The organism is Pseudoalteromonas phenolica, from assembly GCF_001444405.1.
GTDB lineage: Bacteria > Pseudomonadota > Gammaproteobacteria > Enterobacterales > Alteromonadaceae > Pseudoalteromonas > Pseudoalteromonas phenolica.
In genome coordinates, this window is record NZ_CP013187.1 from 2,557,447 (window position 1) to 2,576,211 (window position 18,765).

Consider the following 18,765-nt stretch of genomic DNA (forward strand, 5'->3'; position numbering starts at 1 on the left):
GTCAAACCAGCACCGCACTATTGCTCTCTTAACTTTTCTATTAAGAAGTCTATAAACACTCTGATACGTTTCGCCTTTTGAGTATTTTTGTAAAAGTATAAATAAAGTGCGGAATAGGGACACCAATAGGCTTCAAGTACAGGAACCAATGTTTGCTTTTCAAAATAAGGCTTTATAACTGGTTCAACAATACGGCCAATCCCTAACCCTTGCAAAGCCGCATCAACCATTAAATTTGTATCATTCACAATAAGCGCATTTGGCACATCATAGGCTTTTGTCACGCCAGATTCGTCCAACAGCAAGGGCGCAATTTGGTTTGAAGTAATAAACCTATACTGGATCAGTTTATGACTGCTTAAGTCGCTGGGTGATTGAGGCAAACCATATTGCTCAATATACTTTGGAGATACAAACAGCGCTTCTTTCATAGGCTCTGTCAGCGCCTTAGCAACCATACCTTCTTGTACTCTATCACCAAACCGAATACCTAAGTCATACCCTTCTTTTAAAATATCTATTGCGGCATCTGATATTGATATTTCTAAATCAATATCGGGGTAACGCGCACAAAACTCACCGTAAATTGGCTGCAGTAAATAATCAAATACAAATCGAGGAGTTGTTAAACGTACTTTACCTGAAGGTGCCTTACCTAACTCAGAGACACTTTCGAAGGCACTTTGTAAGTCATCGACCGAGGTTTTTGTCTGCTCAAATAACTGTCGGCCTGCTTCAGTCAGTTCAATTCTTCTGGTCGTTCGAATAAACAGGGGGAGCCCAACTTGAGATTCTAACGCCTTTAAGGCATTGCTCACTGATGGCGAAGCAATTTCAAGTTTCTGTGCTGCTTTAGTGATGCTCCCCTCTTTCACAATCGTGTGAAACATCATTAATTGATTAAATGTCGCGCCTTTCATAATTCTTAATTAATAGCTAAAAACTTATAATCTTATAGCTATTAACCCTCTAATACTTATCAATGCTTCAGCTTACACTGGTTTTATACAAATTTCGATATACCTGATTTGGGAGTTTAATTATGAGTAAAGTTGTTGTAATTTCAGGCCATCCGAACTTGAAAGAGTCTTACACCAACACAGTAATTTTAGAGCAACTAGAAACCTCTGTGAGTAATTTAACTGTTCGTAGACTGGATGCTTTATATCCTGACTACAAAATTGATGTACAGGCTGAACAAGATGCGATCATTGATGCTGACATTATTGTTTTACAATTTCCATTTTACTGGTACTCGATACCAGCCCTGCTGAAAAAATGGCTTGATGATGTATTTAGCTATAATTTTGCCTATGGTGCACAAGGTGACAAATTAAAAGATAAAGCCCTGCTCTTATCTTTCACTGTTGGCGGTCCAGAAGAGTCTTATACGCCTCTTGGTTATAACCATTTCAGTATTGAAGAACTCATAAAGCCGCTTCAGCAAACGGCATATATGGCCAAAATGAATTTTGTTAAACCCGTTTTTACACATCGTATGGTCTATATCGAAGGGGTTTATAACAAATTAGAAGATGTTCAAAACCGTGCTATTACTCATAGCCAAGCACTGATTAAGGCAATCAGTACCCTGACAGAATCGACAGAGCAAAAGATAACGAGCTTTGTCTCTGAGTGGTTCAGCACATTTGATTTACTCCCAGAGCAAAACGAATATTTCACATCTCATTTATCAGACTCAATTAGGCTGGTGATGCCTGAAGGCGAGTTCATCGGTCATGAGGGTTTTAGAGATTGGTACGCAATTGCAAGAAAGACATTTAAGCCTAACTGCGACCATAAAGTAGAACAAATAGATATTACAGAAACTAATAAGGGGTATGAGGTCGCACTCAGAATTCGTTTAATCGCTCAGTCATATGAAGACTCAGATCTTCAAGGTGAGCATGTGAATGTGCTTGTAAATGAAACATGGCAGCTCAAAATCATCGATGGTAGCGTGATCATCAATGAATACCTTGTTGATGTTTTGAGTCGTTAAAATGAGCTAGCCCTGAGAGTTTGTTTTCAGGGCTAGCACAATGTGAACTATTTTATAAGATAGTAGGCCAAGAAGAAGTCGATGGTATCTTCAGCCAATTTAGTGATCTCTTGCTCAGTCAATGACTCTGCTTGATGCAAAATTTGCGGCCAAAATGCTTGGCCTTTTAATAAGCTCACCAACTGCTCATGCGCTAAACGTGGCTCAGCCTCTTTGATCTTGCCATCCTGCATGGCCGACTTTAACCATCGGATTGTTGTCGTTTCTTGTTCGAAAAACTCACCAATGTTATCGACAAATTTGTCTGGGTTGAATAAACACACCCCCATTGCAACGCGAATAAGCTCATGCATCTTTTTGTCATTCATGAACTGAATTTCTTTCACCACCAGCTCATGAAGTTGCGCTTTTACAGGGGTCGTCGCATCGTAAGGAAAGTCGTGGTTTACGAAGTTTTGACTCCAAATATCTTTAATTATTTCAGTAACTAAAGTTTCTTTATTTTGGAAATGATTGTACACGGTACGCTTCGACACGCCAGCAGTTTCGGCCACTTTATCCATGCTGGTATCGCTCACACCATATTTTTGAAACGCTTCAACTGCGCCATTCACTATGGCTTCGCGCTTAAGCTCACTTCGTGTTTTTTTAACTTCGCTCATAACTCACTCTCAGATATCTGATTGAGTTATTTTTACACTAATTAGTTTACTTTTCAAATTTCACCAGTAAACTACACCGTACAGTTTACTTGCAACTTTGCTGTTTCAGCTTGAGATCCAGCAACAAGCAAGTCGAGAAAATTAATTTAACTTATTGGCGAGCCTATACAGTATGAAACTTAATGCTTTAGTTAATCTAACGACTCTCAAAGTCACGACTGCATTTATTATGACAATCGCTATGTCGTCTGCCCTCACCGCTTGCGCGCCTGCAAACGAGCAGCAAACAGACACGCAAGTTGTTCAAACGGTAAAACTTTCACCTGTCATGACCAACGCGAAGCAATATACCCGCACTTTTCCTGCTGAAGTTGCGGCAGTTAAAACCATAGATTTAAGTTTTGAAGTGTCAGGTCGTCTTATTAATACCAAGCTGCAAACTGGATCTGTGGCGAATGAAGGTGAGATTTTGGCGCAAATCGACCCAACTCTTTTCAAACAAAGAGTACAAGAAGCCCAAACGCGATTGAAGCAAGCCGCAAGAGATTTAAAACGTATTGAAGCGACAGCTAAAAATGGTTTGGCCTCACAAAGTCAATTAGACAATGCGAAAACGAACTTTGAATTAGCAGAAATCGCCCTGAGTAAAGCCGAGCAAGACTTGAGTTACACTTCACTTTCAGCGCCATTTAATGCACAAGTATCTGAACGCTTAGTCGAAAACGGTAACTATGTAAAAGCTGGCGACATCATCGCCAAGTTGCAAGATGTTTCGCTATTTTACTTCAACGTGAATGTGCCTGAGCGCCTGCTTAGTAGCTACCAACAAGGTAGTTTAGTCAAAACTGAAGCCCATATTATTTCTGCTCCGGAAAAGAAGTATGAACTTACTTACATAGAGCATGCCACGCAGCCTGATCCCATCACACAAACATACAAAGTCGTATTTGCTGCACAGGTCAGCGACAACAGTTTAACACCCGGTGCTCGCGCCATTGTAAAAGTCAGCCTACAAGATAATGCAAACGATGATGTGATGTTAATACCTTTTAATGCACTGCAAGGTAGTAACGCTGACGGCTTTCATGTTTGGGCATACGACAAAACCAATTCAACCGTGCAAAAACGCAACGTCGAGGTACTTAAAGTCGATAACAATATGGCTGCCATTGCTCAAGGTTTAAATAAAGATGATTTAGTGGTTGCAGCCGGCGCACCGAAAATGCGTGAAGGTTTAGCGGTAAAACCGTATAAAGCGGAGCTATAACCATGGATATCGCACGTTATGCCATAAAAAATCCAGTCAACATCTGGTTGCTGGTGATCGTATTTTTAGTCGGTGGTGCCGTTGCCCTTGGTAAAATTGGTCGCTTAGAAGATCCTGCTTTTACCATTAAACAAGTGCAAGTCGTCACGCAGTTCCCCGGTGCCAGTGCCGAGAAAGTAGAGCGCGAGATCACCGAGCCTTTAGAAATCGCATTACAGCAAATGCCGCAATTAAAGCGGTTAACCTCAATTTCTAAGCCAGGCATTTCTGAAATTTCAGTTGAAGTGCAATCACATTTTGATTCTGATGTACTCCCCCAAATATGGGATGAACTCAGAAAGCGCTTAAGAGATGCAGCAAAACAATTGCCTAACGGCAGCCACGCACCCAATGTTTATGATGACTTTGGTGATGTATACGGCATGTATTACGCACTCAGTGCCCCTGACTTTTCTCTACATGAGTTACGTGAATTTGCCCGCGTTATTCGCCGCGAACTGTTAGTAACTGAAGGCGTTGCAAAAGTGCAAGTGAGCGGTGTTCAGCAAGAGCAATTAGTGGCTTATATCAACCCCTATCAATTATCTGGCTTAGGGATCTCTTTTCCTGATCTAACCAGACTATTGCAAGAAAACCTGCAGCCCTTTAACGGCGGTCGTGTTGAAGTAGAAGGTCGTCAACTTCGTTTAGTTGTTGAGAACCCGGTTGACCATATTGAAGAAATTTATAATCTCACCTTAGTCGTACCAGGGACGAATCAGTCAATTAAAGTTCGTGACATCGCCACTCTTAAGTTTGAGCCAGTCGACATTCAACCTGTGCTTATTCGTTATCAAGGTCACGATGCCATTACTCTGGCTGTTTCTGCCATTAATGATGTGAACATTGTTGAAGTTGGCCAACGTGTAAACGATAAGGCCAATGAATTACTGACAAAATTACCCGCAGGGATCACCCTCACGCCTATTTATGACCAAGCAGCCATTGTCGATGAGTCAGTAAAAGGCTTTATCAATAACTTGGTGCTATCGGTTGTGGTTGTAACATTAACCTTGATGCTATTTATGGGCTGGCGCTCAGGCGTGGTGGTTGGTTCTGTGCTATTAGTAACCGTCATGGGCACGGTGTTAATCATGTGGTTAATGGGATTACAGTTAGAGCGTATTTCGTTAGGCGCGATGGTTATCGCGATGGGTATGCTGGTTGACAATGCCATTGTGGTTGCCGAAGGTATGATGCTGCGCATGAAGCAAGGTAAAAAAGCTGCTGAAGCCGCAAGCTTTATCGTCAAAAGAACACAATGGCCATTGCTGGGTGCAACCATTATAGGGATCGCGGCCTTTTCTGGTATTGGTTTATCTGACGATGCAACAGGTGAATTTCTGTATTCTTTATTCGCCGTTGTTTTAGTGTCTTTAATGCTGAGCTGGGTTCTCGCCATCACCGTCGTGCCGCTGTTTGGTAAGTACTTTTACAAAGTTGAACAAAACCAAGCTGACCAACAACAGCATAGTGCATTTTACCGTGGCTATGAAAAAGTACTTCGTGGTGCGCTTAAGTTCCGCTGGATCACCGTTGCAGGCTTATTCGCAATCACAGTTGTGGCATACGGCAGTTTTGGCTTAGTCAAACAAGGTTTCTTTCCGCCATCAAATGCGCCATTGTTCTTTGTGCATTATTGGGGCCCGCAAGGCCAAGATATTCGCGAGACCACCCGTAAAGTTGCGCTTACCGAAGCACTGATTTTAGAGCACGAAGAAGTCGAGTCTGTCACCAGTTTTGTTGGTCGAGGGGCAGATAGATTCACCCTAACCTATGCGCCACAGCAACCAAATGAAAGCTATGGCTACTTCTTGGTACGCACGCACAATCGGGATGAAATCGATGGTCTGATCCAAAAGCTCAATAGCAGTATGCCTGCGCTCGATTTAAACGCCGATTTTTATACTGAGCGTATGCAATTTGGCCCAGGAGGAAGTGCAAAACTCGCGGTTAGATTCTCAGGTCCAGATGCCAAGGTACTGCGAGAACTTGCCGAACAAGCCGAGTTGCTGATGATAAATGACGGGCAAATTCGCGATATTCGTCATAACTGGCGTGAAAAAGGTCTTGTACTGAATGCCCATTATGACTCTGTCAGCGCAGGTATTGCTGCAGTCTCACGTAACGATTTCGCACAAGCTATTCAATATGCATCAAATGGACTTGAGTTAGGAAAATTACAAAATGGTGATTACAGCTACTCAATCAAAGCCAAAGTGGCCGGAGTTGAACAAAACGATATCGAAGCTATTGAGAACAGCCAAGTTTGGAGTTCATCACAGCGCACTTATATTCCCTTTAAACAGGTTTCAAAGGGGGTTGAATTAGAAAATGAAGAAACTCTTATTCATCGTCGAGATCGTGTTAGAACTATTACCATTTCGGCAGAGCCAGGCTTTAACGAAACCGCTGGTAAAGCGTTTGCCCGCATTAAGCCACAAATTGAAGCCCTACCATTACCTGATGGCTATAAAATTGAATGGGGTGGCGAGTACGAATCATCAAGAGACGCGCAAGAAGCCCTAGGCACAGGTCTGCCAGCAGGTTTCTTAGTGATGTTACTCGTGTCTATTTTGCTATTTGGTCGAGTGCGTCAGCCGCTTATTATCTGGCTTGTGGTGCCAATGGCCGCAGTAGGTGTGGTAACAGGCCTGCTCGTCACTGATATGCCGTTTGGCTTTATGTCACTGCTCGGATTTTTAAGTCTATTTGGCATGTTGATCAAGAATGCCATTGTCTTACTCGAAGAAATTGACCTGCAAATTGCCGAAGGCACCGAACCTAGAGAAGCGATTGTTTCAGCAAGTAGTTCGCGTTTACGCCCTGTAGCACTGGCTGCTATCACCACCATTTTAGGTATGGCCCCACTATTGAGCGATGCGTTCTTTGCGGATATGTCTGTGACCATCATGGGCGGTTTAGCATTTGCAACCATTTTGACCTTGATAGCAGTCCCTGTGTTTTACAGTCTGTTTTATCGATTAAGTTATCGTAAAACCACTTAACAACTCCGGCTTCCCCAGCCACAGTGGGCTAACAATATTTGTTAGCCCATTTTTTTATTAACAGTGAACTATTGTTAGGTAACTTAGACACAAAAGCCTTCATTGCCGCTATTTTCTGCTTTAATTATTAAGTTAGTTCGAATTATTGAAGTAATGATTAATGACTGAAGATGGACAAAAAAACATAGCAGATAAACCTGATATGCCTCTCACAATAGATGAGATTTTTAGCGTCATTCCTGACCTTATTTTTGTACTTGATAAAAGTGATAGAATTTTGGAATATCGTGCAGGTAACACCAGCGACCTGTATCTTCCGCCTAATCAGTTTTTAGGGAAATCAATGTGTCAGGTTCTCCCGTTCAAAGTTGCAAGACAAGTTAAGAAAGCTATACGTCAATGCTTAAAGTCTAAACAAATTGCAGTAGCAGAGTATGAATTAGAAGTTCAGCACCAACTAAAATGGTTTGAGGCAAGAATTTCATACTCTAACCATGAACGAATCATTATGTTTGTCAGGGACATTTCTGAATTAAAACACAAACAAGCAAGTATCATTCACCAAGCAAATCACGACTCCCTAACAGGCTTGTATAATAGATCTTTTGCAATTGACTACCTGAATCAAAAACTTAAAGAAGCTAAAAGACATCATACAAAGACCAGTGTTTTCTTCATAGATATTGATAACTTCAAAGAATTGAATGACAAATTTGGACATGATTATGGCGACTCAGTATTAATATCTGTTGCCCATGCGATTGCGTCTGCAATCAGAGATAAGGATCTTATTGCAAGATTTGGAGGCGACGAATTTATGATCGTATTAGAGGGCAATAACCCTAACCATGTATTAAAAAAAATTGCCCTGAAGATCATCAACAAGCTAGACTTACTCGAATTTAAAAAACACCCTCCAATTACAGTAAGTATTGGTATTGCGAGTAGTGAAGACGAAGAAATTTCAAGTAATAAGCTCATTTCTTACGCTGATGTTGCAATGTATGAAAGTAAGCATATAGGAAAGCATGCAATCACCATTTATAAACCAAATATGCATTTTTAATCTTAGTTTCACCTCACTCATTGTTGAAAAATACTCAACTAACTCTTTTTTGTTCAGCAAGCGATAAACTATCGATTGGTGTATACTTTATTAAAATAGTTATTCATTTTTGGCATGTTAAAAAAGTATTTTTTTGCTCTGTTTTTATCTCTTATCGCCGTATTACTTTATGCAACCGTAGAGGTTTTCTTTCTCGCTCAGACAACCCCCGAAAATCACAAGCAATTTTCTGTTATCGAGTCCCCGGAAAGGCAACTTGCTAAAATAGACAAGAAGCACCCATTACTAGACATATATATTCTAGCTAAAAGTGACCCCACCAAAGCATCACTCTCTCTTTCAAGCTGGCAAGAAAACAAGCCTTCACCAGAATTCATTGAGCAGATTTACTCACAAAAGATCGCCCGAAGAATAGCCATTTATTCATTCGATGATGATTTAAAAAAACAAGCTGAGCAAAAGTTAGCGTCATTAGCAAACCAACATCACACTAAGTGGTTAAAAGCCTGGTTGCTTCACATCGAAGCCAAATCAAAAATAAGACAAAATAATTTAGATGATGCCATGGCACTAATCAGTAAAGCGCTCGACATAGCCGAGCAAGATAATATCGAATTTTTATTGTATGACTTTTATCTAACTGCTGGTGTTATTTTTAATGCTGCAAATCAATTGAGCAAAGCCCAACAAGCTTTTATACAGGGGTTAGCTATTGCAAACAAACGAGATGATTACTACTTAAAATCCCTATATAACAATAATCTCGGACTTTTGTATGTTCACCTAGAGCAATGGCAGAATGCTTTATCTCACCTTGATAAAGCCGAAGCTTTGCTCGAAAAAAGAAAGACTCAAGATTTGAATTTCTTTATTATCATTTTATTTAACCAGTCGTTCGCACATACACAAGCAAGGCAACATCAATTAGCTTGGCAAAAACACCAAAGTGCCATTCAACTGTTAGAGCAAGGCGGGGACGATTACACACGCATTGTTTCTTTGAAAAATCTAACTCGTTTATATTTCGCTGAAAAAGAATTCACAAAAGCCGCCGAAACTGCAAAGCAATGTATATCTCATACGTCTATTGATAAATATAAAAAGCAACATGCTATTTGTGCTTTTGAACAAGCAAAAGCATTATTTCAGTTAAAACATATAGATAAAGCCGAGCAGTCGTTGCTCATTTCTATAGAGATGTTCAAAGAAATTAAACACGAGCGATTCCTAACTAAGAGCTTATTATTAAATGCACAACTTAAAGAATTTACTGGTGATACCGACAAAGCATTTAAGCTTTATAAGCAGTATTATTCAAATGAACGCGCTTTTTTATTTGAAGACCTAAGACTACTGGGCAATGCCATTCAACTTCAAAAAGTGACTCAAGAACGAGATTTACTTTCATCACAAAACACATTGGCTTTACTAACAAAACAAGTTGACGACCAAAAAGTAAAAATGCTGTGGCTATGGTTAATTGCAATTGCATTCGCAATGACTTGGATTATTTGGCACTTTTATAAGATGAAAGAAGACAACCAAAGATTATATCAACTTAGCTACAAAGATCCGCTCACTAAAGCATCTAATAGACGTCATTATCAACAGGAGCTTGATACGCCTAGGATTTTAAATTCCCAACTGCATTATAGATTAGTCGTTGTAGACCTAGATCATTTCAAAAAGGTGAATGACTTATACGGGCATGATAAAGGAGATAAGGTCTTGAAAGCCACGGCTCAAGTATTGATGTCTAAAATAGACAATGACGAATTGTTTGTTCGATGGGGTGGCGAAGAGTTTCTGATGGTCTTAAAAGAAAGAGATCATTTTGATGCCTACATGAATTCTTTAGTCGACATGGTTGCATCACACCCAATAGATATTGGAGATAAACAAATCAATGTGACAGCTTCATTAGGATGCAGTAACCCTGCTACTATCACTGAATTGAAATCTTCAGATTCGGCATTTAAGCTCGCTGATAATTGTCTCTATCAAGCTAAAAGAAATGGCCGAAACCGTGCTGTGATGCCGTTATAGGGAGTTAATTAACCAGAACTCAGGTTAATTAGCTGCAAATATCAGCACCATTTGCAGCTATAAAAACTATAATCTAAAGAGTTTATAGCGTCACCACAACACGCCCTCTCACTTTGCCTTCTAATAGTTTCGAAGCGGTTTCAACGACTTCGTTTAAACCTATATCAGCCGCAACGGCCTCAAACATGTCTGGTTCAATGATATCGCCTAAACGTGACCAAGCTTCTATTCTGTCTTCAAGCGGGCGCATTACACTGTCGATACCTGCAAGCGTCACACCTCTTAAAATGAAAGGCGCCACGGTTGCTGGAAACTCCATGCTTTGCGCTAAACCACATGCAGCTACAACACCACCATATTTAATACCTGCACATACATTCGCTAAAGTATGACCTCCCACAGAATCAATTGCCGCAGCCCATCGCTCTTTACCAAGTGGCCTACCCGGCTCAGATAATGTATTACGGTCAATCACGTCACTTGCGCCTAATTTGGTCAAATAATCTGATTCGTCCATGCGACCCGTTGAAGCAACCACTTTGTAACCCAACTTAGCTAATATGGCGATGGCAAAACTGCCTACACCACCATTTGCTCCCGTAACAAGAATATCGCCTTTTTCAGGCGTAATGCCCTGCTTTTCAAGTGCCAAAACACATAACATAGCGGTATAACCCGCTGTGCCAATTGCCATGGCTTGTTTCGCAGATAAAGACTCAGGCAAAGGGATCAACCACTCACTTTTTAGTCGAGCTTTTTCAGCTAACCCACCGCAGTGTGCTTCACCAACACCAAAGCCATTTAATAATACTTTGTCACCGATTTTGAATTTATCAGAATCAGACTGCTCAACCTCACCAACTAAATCGATACCAGGGATCATCGGAAAAGTACGAACGACGGGCGCTTTACCTGTTATTGCCAATGCATCTTTGTAGTTCAACGTACTATGAGACACCCTTACTGTCACATCACCGTCAGGTAAAACCTTGTCATCAATATCAGTAACTGACGCCTGATAACCTTGTTCATCTTTATTGATCAAAATACCTTTAAACATCGTTCGCTCCTAATTTAGACCGATCGTCTAATAATATTAAAAAAAATTTTTCTTAGACTTACTTAACTTACTTAACTTACTTAACTTACTTATGTGAGGACTACGAAATCCCCATAACAAAACACTTAAAGTAATTATCGAGTGGTTTGACCGAAGCCTCTAAACGAGCACGGCTTACAGCGCCTTCCCAACCAATCCAAAAATACTCAGCAAGCAGCGCGCAATCTGCGTTTTGGCTCACTTGCCCTTGTTTTTTGGCCTCTTCTAAACACGCCGCGACTTCACATTGCCAAGTTTCGAATATTGCCACCAGCTCTTTTCTGAAACTTATAGGCAATAAATCAATTTCTTGCCCCAAATTACCGACCAAGCAACCGCGTTTAAAATTATGCTTTTGCATACCTGACTTAGCATCTTCGACGAAGTTACTCAGCCTTGACAGAGGCGTTTCATCACTTTGCGCTAAATGCCTGCTTAGCTTTTTCAAAAAATACGCTGCATAACTTTCAAGTACGGCCAAACCAAAGGCTTCTTTACTACTGAAATAATGGTAAAACGAGCCCTTTGGTACACCCACTCGTTTTAATATTTGTTCAATACCTGAAGCGGCAAAGCCAGATTCTGTTAACTGCTCAAGTCCAGCTCGAATTAGCTCGGCTCTTGTATCTTGATTTTCACGCGCCACTTTAGGTGGGCGACCTCGTCGAGGTTTTGATGCTTTTTCGATCATGAAATGATATTAGACCGATTGTCTAATAAAAGCAATTCTCATTTTTTAACTGCTAAAACTTTAAATGAGAATTATTTAATGTTAGTTTTGTTATATTGTATCAATCAAATAAAGTTAACATGCGTCATAACACTGCGGCCCCACTTGAATACTCTAAACTAAACAAAACAGCTACTTGTCAAATAAGCCCCTGTGCGAATGTTTTAAGCAATATATACAATAAGGAAGTCACCCTGACTTGCTTCTCAAATAAATCCAGTTGGGCGATTTCACATGCAGCACAGTTATTTGCCAAGCAAAATTTAGGTACTGTGATCCAATATCAGGGCGAGATTAATAAAGACTTGCTTGAAGAGATTGTATTTAAGCTTGAGGGTAGTACGCATGCATCGTTACTAGCACAACATATTGAACTCATGCTAGAAATGTTTCAGGTGTTATTCGAGCCTAAAGAAATCGGATTAAGACTGATTGCCTGCGATACCTCTTTAAGCCCTCATTTCCACCAACCGCAAAACCTTGTAAGAATGGCTTCTACATTAGGCGGCCTGGGTGAGAGGTGGATTGCTCCCGATGAAGTTAAGTTTTTACCATTAGCGCCAAACCAATTAAAGCCCGAAATTAAAGCGCCTTTGCCTCATCATATTTCTCAATTACAAGATGGTGACATTGCACTTATGAAAGGCTCTCAATGGATTGATCATGAAAAAAGCGCAATTACGTGTGCCTCTCCTGCATTTTGTAATAACGAGTTTAAACTTTGTATATACATTGATTTTATTGAATAAAATCTGTGCAAACTCTTCTTAAGTTTTAATTATTGAGAAAAGACTTTTAATGAATACGTATGCATAACATTTCATTAACTTAGTTTATATGTGAGTTTTATGTTTCCTATTTCAACACGCAAGGAATGCGATAAAAGGTAAACACATGACAACACATATAAAATCAAATAAACAACTTAAAATTGCAGCGCTTTTACTTGGTGCTGTTAGCTTCCAAAGCAGCGCAGATGTTATTTTACATGCATTTAACTGGCGCTATGATGACGTTGCGAGCAAGGCTCAAGAGATTGCAGAACTTGGGTATAAAAAAGTACTCGTCTCTCCCGCTTATAAATCGACTGGAGATGCATGGTGGTCTCGTTATCAGCCACAGGATCTTCGTGTCATTGATAATCCATTGGGCGATACCAATGATTTTAAGGCCATGGTGCAAGCGCTTAAAGCGCAAGGTGTAGAGACATATGCCGACATAGTTTTTAATCATATGGCAAACGAGCAATGGAAACGCGCTGATCTTAACTATCCAGGAAGCGAAATTTTAGCCGACTACGCCGCTGATATTAACTATTACAACGACATTACACTATTCGGTGATGTTAAAGATGGTTTATTCGGCGCGGGTGATTTTCACGGTACATACGACCAAGGTGGTCCAAAATGCATCAGTAATTACAATGACGTTGGCGATGTACAATACAACCGACTATGTGGCGCTGCCCCCGATCCTGGCCTCCCCGATTTAGACCCTAACAATTGGGTTATCACTCAACAAAAAGCGTATTTAAATGCGTTAAAACAAATTGGCGTAACGGGCTTTAGAGTTGATGCCGCAAAACATATGACCAACTACCATATTAATGCCGTGTTTGATGCCAACATTAAAAAAGATACGCATGTATTTGGTGAAATTATAACGACAGGTGGTTCAGGTAGCGGTGATTACGATAACTTTTTAGTGCCTTACTTGGCACAAACAGGCCACTCAGCTTATGACTTTCCCCTGTTTGCACAGATCAGAGGCGCATTTAGTTTTGGCGGTTCAATGAGTCAACTTGTTGACCCTGCAGCCTATGGCCAAGCATTGGCCGGTAACAAAGCCATTACGTTTAGCGTTACTCATGATATCCCATTGAATGATGGCTTTAGATATCAAATTATGGATGCCACCGATGAAAAACTTGCGAACGCATATGTTTTGGGCAGAGATGGTGGTGTACCACTTGTGTATTCGGATAATAACGAAAGTGGTGATAACCGCTGGAATGATCTCTATCGTCGTGAAGACATTAAAGGCATGCTTAAATTCCACAATGCCACCCAAGGCAGTAGCATGCAGGTGCTAAGCCACAATAGCTGTATTTTATTATTCAAACGCGAGCACAAAGGCGTGGTTGGTATCAATAAGTGTGGCACTGGCCAAGATATCTGGGTAGATACGCAAGCCGATAATTTATGGTGGCACCGTAACTACCGAGATACATTAAGCAACGATGTGCAAAATATTTCGAGTCAGTGGCATAAGTTTTACCTACCAGCGCGAACAGCAAGAATGTGGTTGATGGAATAACCCTCAAACGCAATTGCTTTCTGATTAACTCCCTAGAAGTAACCTAAGGTCGATTTATGCGGCCTTTTTTTACGCTTTTATTTTAAAATATCAAACAATATATCGAGACCATTAATTCTATCTGCGGTATCTAGAACTCGAATATCTTTCGCATCTCTGAAGTTATATAAAAAGCCTTTTAACTCACCTTGCTTAAACCACGCACCAAAGCAGGTATGACAGTAACTAAAGTGACTATTTTCGAAAAAGTGACGATGCAATTGACCACAGCCAGATGGACAAGTTAATTCTGTTGTTTCTTTCACTTGGCTTTTTACTTGACCAACAAATGCCATGTAATCAAACTCTTTTACTGTGCCAATTGCTTTTAAGAATTTCGCTGGTAATCAAGCTCCATGACATGCTGAGCAGCCATAACCTGTGTGAATTTCGGTTAAGTCATATTCAAGTTTTACATTACATTGGTAACACTGCATACGTTACTTCCTTATAAACTCTTAATACCAATCTGATAATACATAAAACCTAAAAAGGTACAAACATAAAAAATGTCATAACACTGATCTAAAATGATTTTTAATCCATACTGATAGTCTGACAACAAAAGGACCTAAAAATGCTCAGAATAACAAAAGCCTTAGCCCTTGCTTCATTGCCCATAATTTTTTCTTCAAATGTGTCTGCTGATGAACGAGGTGATGTACGTGCTCAGCTTGAACCAAAAGGTTACTTGTATGGCATTGGTCTTGGCTTAAGCCAAGAGATTTATAAAGGTTATGGTAATCGAGTAACGCCTTTGCCTATTTTAGGTTATCGCGGTGACAAATTATCGGTATATGGCCCTTTTGTAAGTTACGAACTTTTAGAGTTAGGTGATATCGAATTCGAAGTGCAAGCCTCTCCTCGCTTTCAAGGCTTTGACGAATCAGACAGTGATGTCTTTATCGGCATGGAAGAAAGAGACTTTTCAATGGATTTAGGCGCAAATTTTAAATATGAACGAGATAACTGGAAATTAAGCATTGGCTTTTTACACGATATCTTCAATAAATCTGACGGCTATGAAGTAAAAGCCAAAATTGGAAAAGCGTATCGATTTGGTCCTGTCTTCTTTGAACCAAATTTATCAATAAATCATTTAGATAAAAATCATGTCGATTATTACTATGGCGTAAGAGACTTCGAAGTCACTCAAAACAGAGCATTTTATAAAGGTGATAGCGCGATAAACCAATCGATTGGCTTTTCAGTGTCGACCCCAATATTCTTTGGCGGTTTCACGCAGCTAGCCATTGATTACACCATGTATGACAGCAGTATCACTGACAGCCCGTTAGTTGATCGCGATAATAATTTAAGTATGAGATTGTTATTTAGTAAGTTTTTCTAGTCGAATAGATACTTGCAACAATAAAGCAGTAGATTAACTTACTGCTTTATTGTTTTAGGCATAAAATACTGCTCTAGTTTTACATTTCGAACTGCATGCTCGACTTGTTGACGCTCACTTTCTGACAACACTTTATACCCTCGCGGATATGGCCAACCATAGCCCCAGCGAAAAGGTGTTGGTAAATAAGGACTGCCGCCGACTCTAACTCCTGCCAACATCATGCTAGCGATAATAGGCTCGCCAACCTCTTTAACACATTGCTTTAATCGCGCGTCAGATTGTTCTCGTTGCATTGCTGTACCACCCTGCCAATAATCAAAGTCATGGGCTACACAACAAGCTAACCATAATTTTTGCTGGTTAAAGGTACCGTCGGGAAATAAACTACATCCATCACTTTTAAATGGCTTTAATTCATTTGCACTCAAAGACATAGCACAGATAGAAAGTGTTAAATATAAAAGCCCTTTATTTAGCATAATATTAAGAAGTTAGATTAAAACAGGAAGGAGTTTAAATGAATTGACGCCATTAGTCTCATAACAGACACTTCCTTGGCGAAGATTAAAAAGATAGTTCAACTGAACAGCATTTATCCTTTGAAGTGGCTATAAGCAGCACCCACAGTAAAATGACCGCTTTCCAATCGTTTTACTAATTGTTGTGCTTCAAGTTCACTAAGTACTTGGTATAAACCATCACCATAAGTGTTGATACTATCAGCAGACAGTAAATCTACCGGTTCAGGAAAATGTTGGCTTACATCACTTAACACCATTCGAACCATTAGTTTCTCTACTCTATCCATATACTTACCCTCGATTAAAAAGATAATGTGTTTAAAGTAAAAGTAATTTACTAACCGAAACGCAACAAAGCGCTATGGTTAAAGTTATGTCAACTTAGCGAAGAACGTTTAAAAAAGGAAGAAAAAATAGACAGCTTTTTACAATAAATAAGCACAACAAGTGTACTTCTTATAACCAAATGAATATGTGTTATTGGCAACATCTAAAATGATAACACGCTATAAAACAATCTAAATTAGAGTCGCTTGACTGCTGCATTATGGATTTCATAATTAAAGTGAAGCATCAAAGCCTTCGTTGGTTATCTCTTTTAGTGCTCTATTGCATTGCAGTTTGCAAACCCACGTTATTTAGGAGTTTCTAAGTTGATTAAGCCGCTATAAGTATTGAAAATAGAAAATTGAAATTCCGGTGCGATTTTTGCTTAAGTTATTATGAATTAATCAGGGTAATCATTATGACTTTAAGATCTTTGTTCAGCACCAATAAACTTATTGCTTTAGCAGTCACTTTATCTTCCTCTTACGTTAGTGCAAATGATGCTTGTTTAGAAGGGCTATTTGCGGTCGATAGATACGCAGAACAAGGAAAAAATGCGCTATATCACATAGATTTAGCAAATAAATCTTATAGCAAAATGTCAGGTACTTCTCTTCCTGCTAGCAACCTGGCAGCAACAAACACTCAATTGATTATGATGCAGCGATTAAGTGAAGAAACGAATGCGTCAAAAATTTATCAGTACGACTTATCTTCTGGCGAGACGACTGAAATCGCAGATACAACAAGCTATCCAATAAAGCGCTCTGTTGTTTCACCTGATGGTAGTTTTTTACTCGCCACCAGCCAAACTTATATGTATCAATTTGACTTAGAGACGGGTGACAAAACTGTACTAGGTAAAATGCAAACAAACGATGCAAGTTGGGATGATTTCGCCCATGGCGACATTACTTATTCAATTGATGGTAATACCGTCTATGTTCTAAATGCCAAGTCACTTTACATCCTTGATGAAAGCAACATGCAACTAGATAAAATTGGTGAACATAACTTAAATTGGCCATCAGGCATTGCGACAGCAAACGATGGTCAACTATATGTTTCTGCAAGAAATAGCGGTGAAAACGCCAAAATCTACAAAATAGACCCGCAAACTGCTGAAGCCGAGTTTGTTATGGAAGGACCAGAGCATATTGCGGATCTAACTTATGTGTCTGAATGCGGCAACCCACTGCTTACTATTGCCGATGAGTTTCAACAAGAAGTGGATGCAGCAAAAGCATTTTGGGAAGAGCAAAATATTGGCAGTGCGGCTGCAAACGTCACCTCATTTAAGGACGGCTCTTTTAACTTTAACGAAAGCGGCTATTTAGTTGAGAGTAAAGATAAGCTAAACAAGCACAACAAAAATACCAAAAAGCCGAATTCAAACCGCTGTGCCAGACTTTGGAATAACTTGCTAGATCATAAATATACTCTAAACCGCTCTGGCGCAGGTCGTAAGAAATCTAATGGCGATACTAAATGGTATCACTCTACTGCAGATGGCGCTTTCAAGGTATCTAAAGCCAAAAAAGGGGTATGTACTTATACTCTGAATGACAACGACAGCCTTAAACTAAACTATGACTCTAATACTGGCCTAGTGAGCATAGTGAAGTAAATTTATTACTTTAAAGCTCCAAAGTTAGCGCGATAGTTTTCGCTCAACTTTGGGGTTTTAAAACTCAAGCATGGCTATCAGTTTTTATAAGGGCCCTATTTAATGGGTTACTTTCGATATAAGTGCCCTATTCTTCAACGCTTAAATATTCACATCCAGATTAAATTCAATTAAAGTAGCGCTGTCTAATAATTGAGAACTGTATGTTTAAGCCACTTTCAAAAGTCTTCATGACACTTGTTATTTTGATTGCCTTTGTTGGGCAAGCATCGGCTTATAGCTTTATGCCCTCATTTGAGATCTCATCAACACATTCAGCACAAACACAATCAAGTAATTCAATTGATAGCGTCTCGAATTTATCTTCCAGCTCAAACAGTGATACTGAAGATGATTGCTGCGAAGTAGACTGCTGCGAATCCGAATGTATTTGCCCTGCAAATGCCTGTGCTGCCTTTATCTTTGTCAGTAACCTTGGCTACTCTCAGCCAATGATGCGTTTTACAGAGTCTATTGTGAACTCGCATTTAAATATGCCAAATAATATTGTCGAGTCGTTATACCGCCCCCCCATTTTTACCTCTTAGGGCAGATCCGCCCAAAACACTCCTATTCAAAATAAATTAAAAAACAATTTATCAATGACAGCGAACATACTGTCA

At 39.8% G+C, this 18,765-nt stretch carries 17 protein-coding genes; 10 read left to right on the forward strand and 7 right to left on the reverse strand.

The window, feature by feature from the left end:
- Positions 1-17 precede the first annotated feature (17 nt).
- Entirely contained in the window at positions 18-920 is a 903-nt protein-coding gene (locus PP2015_RS11170) for a LysR family transcriptional regulator (RefSeq protein ID WP_058030419.1), read from the reverse strand.
- Positions 921-1,042: 122 nt separating this feature from the next.
- Between PP2015_RS11170 and PP2015_RS11175 the strand changes: the two genes are divergently transcribed.
- Positions 1,043-2,002 (forward strand): NAD(P)H-dependent oxidoreductase, encoded by a 960-nt coding sequence (locus PP2015_RS11175; protein WP_058030420.1) that lies wholly within the window; start codon positions 1,043-1,045, stop codon positions 2,000-2,002.
- 47 nt (positions 2,003-2,049) lie between these two features.
- Here the strand turns inward: PP2015_RS11175 and PP2015_RS11180 are convergent, their stop codons facing one another.
- On the reverse strand, positions 2,050-2,664 hold the full coding sequence (locus tag PP2015_RS11180; protein ID WP_058030421.1) for a TetR/AcrR family transcriptional regulator: 615 nt from the start codon (positions 2,662-2,664) through the stop codon (positions 2,050-2,052).
- A 172-nt stretch (positions 2,665-2,836) separates the two neighbouring features.
- Between PP2015_RS11180 and PP2015_RS11185 the strand changes: the two genes are divergently transcribed.
- From PP2015_RS11185 to PP2015_RS11200, 4 genes are all read left to right on the forward strand, one after another.
- The gene (locus PP2015_RS11185; protein WP_058030422.1) at positions 2,837-3,931 is read left to right on the forward strand and encodes an efflux RND transporter periplasmic adaptor subunit; all 1,095 of its coding nucleotides are present in this window, start codon (positions 2,837-2,839) and stop codon (positions 3,929-3,931) included.
- Between the two features lie 2 nt (positions 3,932-3,933).
- Positions 3,934-6,978, forward strand: coding sequence for an efflux RND transporter permease subunit (locus tag PP2015_RS11190; RefSeq protein ID WP_058030423.1), 3,045 nt, complete (start codon positions 3,934-3,936; stop codon positions 6,976-6,978).
- 160 nt (positions 6,979-7,138) lie between these two features.
- Positions 7,139-8,044 carry a sensor domain-containing diguanylate cyclase gene (locus PP2015_RS11195; protein ID WP_058030424.1) on the forward strand — a complete coding sequence of 302 codons (906 nt, stop codon included), beginning with the start codon at positions 7,139-7,141 and terminating at the stop codon, positions 8,042-8,044.
- 114 nt (positions 8,045-8,158) lie between these two features.
- A complete protein-coding gene (locus tag PP2015_RS11200; RefSeq protein ID WP_058030425.1) occupies positions 8,159-10,090 on the forward strand; it encodes a tetratricopeptide repeat-containing diguanylate cyclase in 1,932 nt (643 codons plus the stop codon).
- 82 nt (positions 10,091-10,172) lie between these two features.
- Here the strand turns inward: PP2015_RS11200 and acuI are convergent, their stop codons facing one another.
- Positions 10,173-11,150 (reverse strand): acrylyl-CoA reductase (NADPH), encoded by a 978-nt coding sequence (acuI, locus tag PP2015_RS11205; RefSeq protein ID WP_058030426.1) that lies wholly within the window; start codon positions 11,148-11,150, stop codon positions 10,173-10,175.
- 100 nt (positions 11,151-11,250) lie between these two features.
- Positions 11,251-11,880, reverse strand: coding sequence for an acrylate utilization transcriptional regulator AcuR (acuR, locus tag PP2015_RS11210; RefSeq protein ID WP_058030427.1), 630 nt, complete (start codon positions 11,878-11,880; stop codon positions 11,251-11,253).
- A 119-nt stretch (positions 11,881-11,999) separates the two neighbouring features.
- Here acuR and PP2015_RS11215 point away from each other — a divergent pair, with 119 nt between their 5' ends.
- Together PP2015_RS11215 and PP2015_RS11220 are read left to right on the forward strand one after the other, a co-directional pair.
- Positions 12,000-12,668, forward strand: coding sequence for a DUF1826 domain-containing protein (locus tag PP2015_RS11215; RefSeq protein WP_058030428.1), 669 nt, complete (start codon positions 12,000-12,002; stop codon positions 12,666-12,668).
- A gap of 145 nt (positions 12,669-12,813) precedes the next feature.
- Entirely contained in the window at positions 12,814-14,235 is a 1,422-nt protein-coding gene (locus PP2015_RS11220) for an alpha-amylase family protein (RefSeq protein ID WP_058030429.1), read from the forward strand.
- Positions 14,236-14,312: 77 nt separating this feature from the next.
- Here the strand turns inward: PP2015_RS11220 and PP2015_RS11225 are convergent, their stop codons facing one another.
- Positions 14,313-14,570, reverse strand: coding sequence for a zf-TFIIB domain-containing protein (locus PP2015_RS11225; protein ID WP_058030430.1), 258 nt, complete (start codon positions 14,568-14,570; stop codon positions 14,313-14,315).
- Between the two features lie 281 nt (positions 14,571-14,851).
- Between PP2015_RS11225 and PP2015_RS11230 the strand changes: the two genes are divergently transcribed.
- Positions 14,852-15,625: a MipA/OmpV family protein gene (locus PP2015_RS11230; RefSeq protein ID WP_058030431.1), complete on the forward strand. Its 774-nt coding sequence runs from the start codon at positions 14,852-14,854 to the stop codon at positions 15,623-15,625.
- 38 nt (positions 15,626-15,663) lie between these two features.
- Here PP2015_RS11230 and PP2015_RS11235 read toward each other — a convergent pair whose 3' ends face one another.
- On the reverse strand, positions 15,664-16,062 hold the full coding sequence (locus PP2015_RS11235; RefSeq protein ID WP_227009237.1) for a hypothetical protein: 399 nt from the start codon (positions 16,060-16,062) through the stop codon (positions 15,664-15,666).
- A gap of 158 nt (positions 16,063-16,220) precedes the next feature.
- Positions 16,221-16,436 carry a hypothetical protein gene (locus PP2015_RS11240; protein ID WP_058030433.1) on the reverse strand — a complete coding sequence of 72 codons (216 nt, stop codon included), beginning with the start codon at positions 16,434-16,436 and terminating at the stop codon, positions 16,221-16,223.
- A 458-nt stretch (positions 16,437-16,894) separates the two neighbouring features.
- Between PP2015_RS11240 and PP2015_RS11245 the strand changes: the two genes are divergently transcribed.
- Complete coding sequence (locus tag PP2015_RS11245; protein WP_058030434.1) at positions 16,895-18,103, forward strand: YncE family protein; 1,209 nt, start codon at positions 16,895-16,897, stop codon at positions 18,101-18,103.
- A 203-nt stretch (positions 18,104-18,306) separates the two neighbouring features.
- Positions 18,307-18,690, forward strand: a complete 384-nt coding sequence (locus PP2015_RS11250; RefSeq protein WP_058030435.1) for a hypothetical protein — start codon at positions 18,307-18,309, stop codon at positions 18,688-18,690.
- Positions 18,691-18,765: the final 75 nt, after the last annotated feature.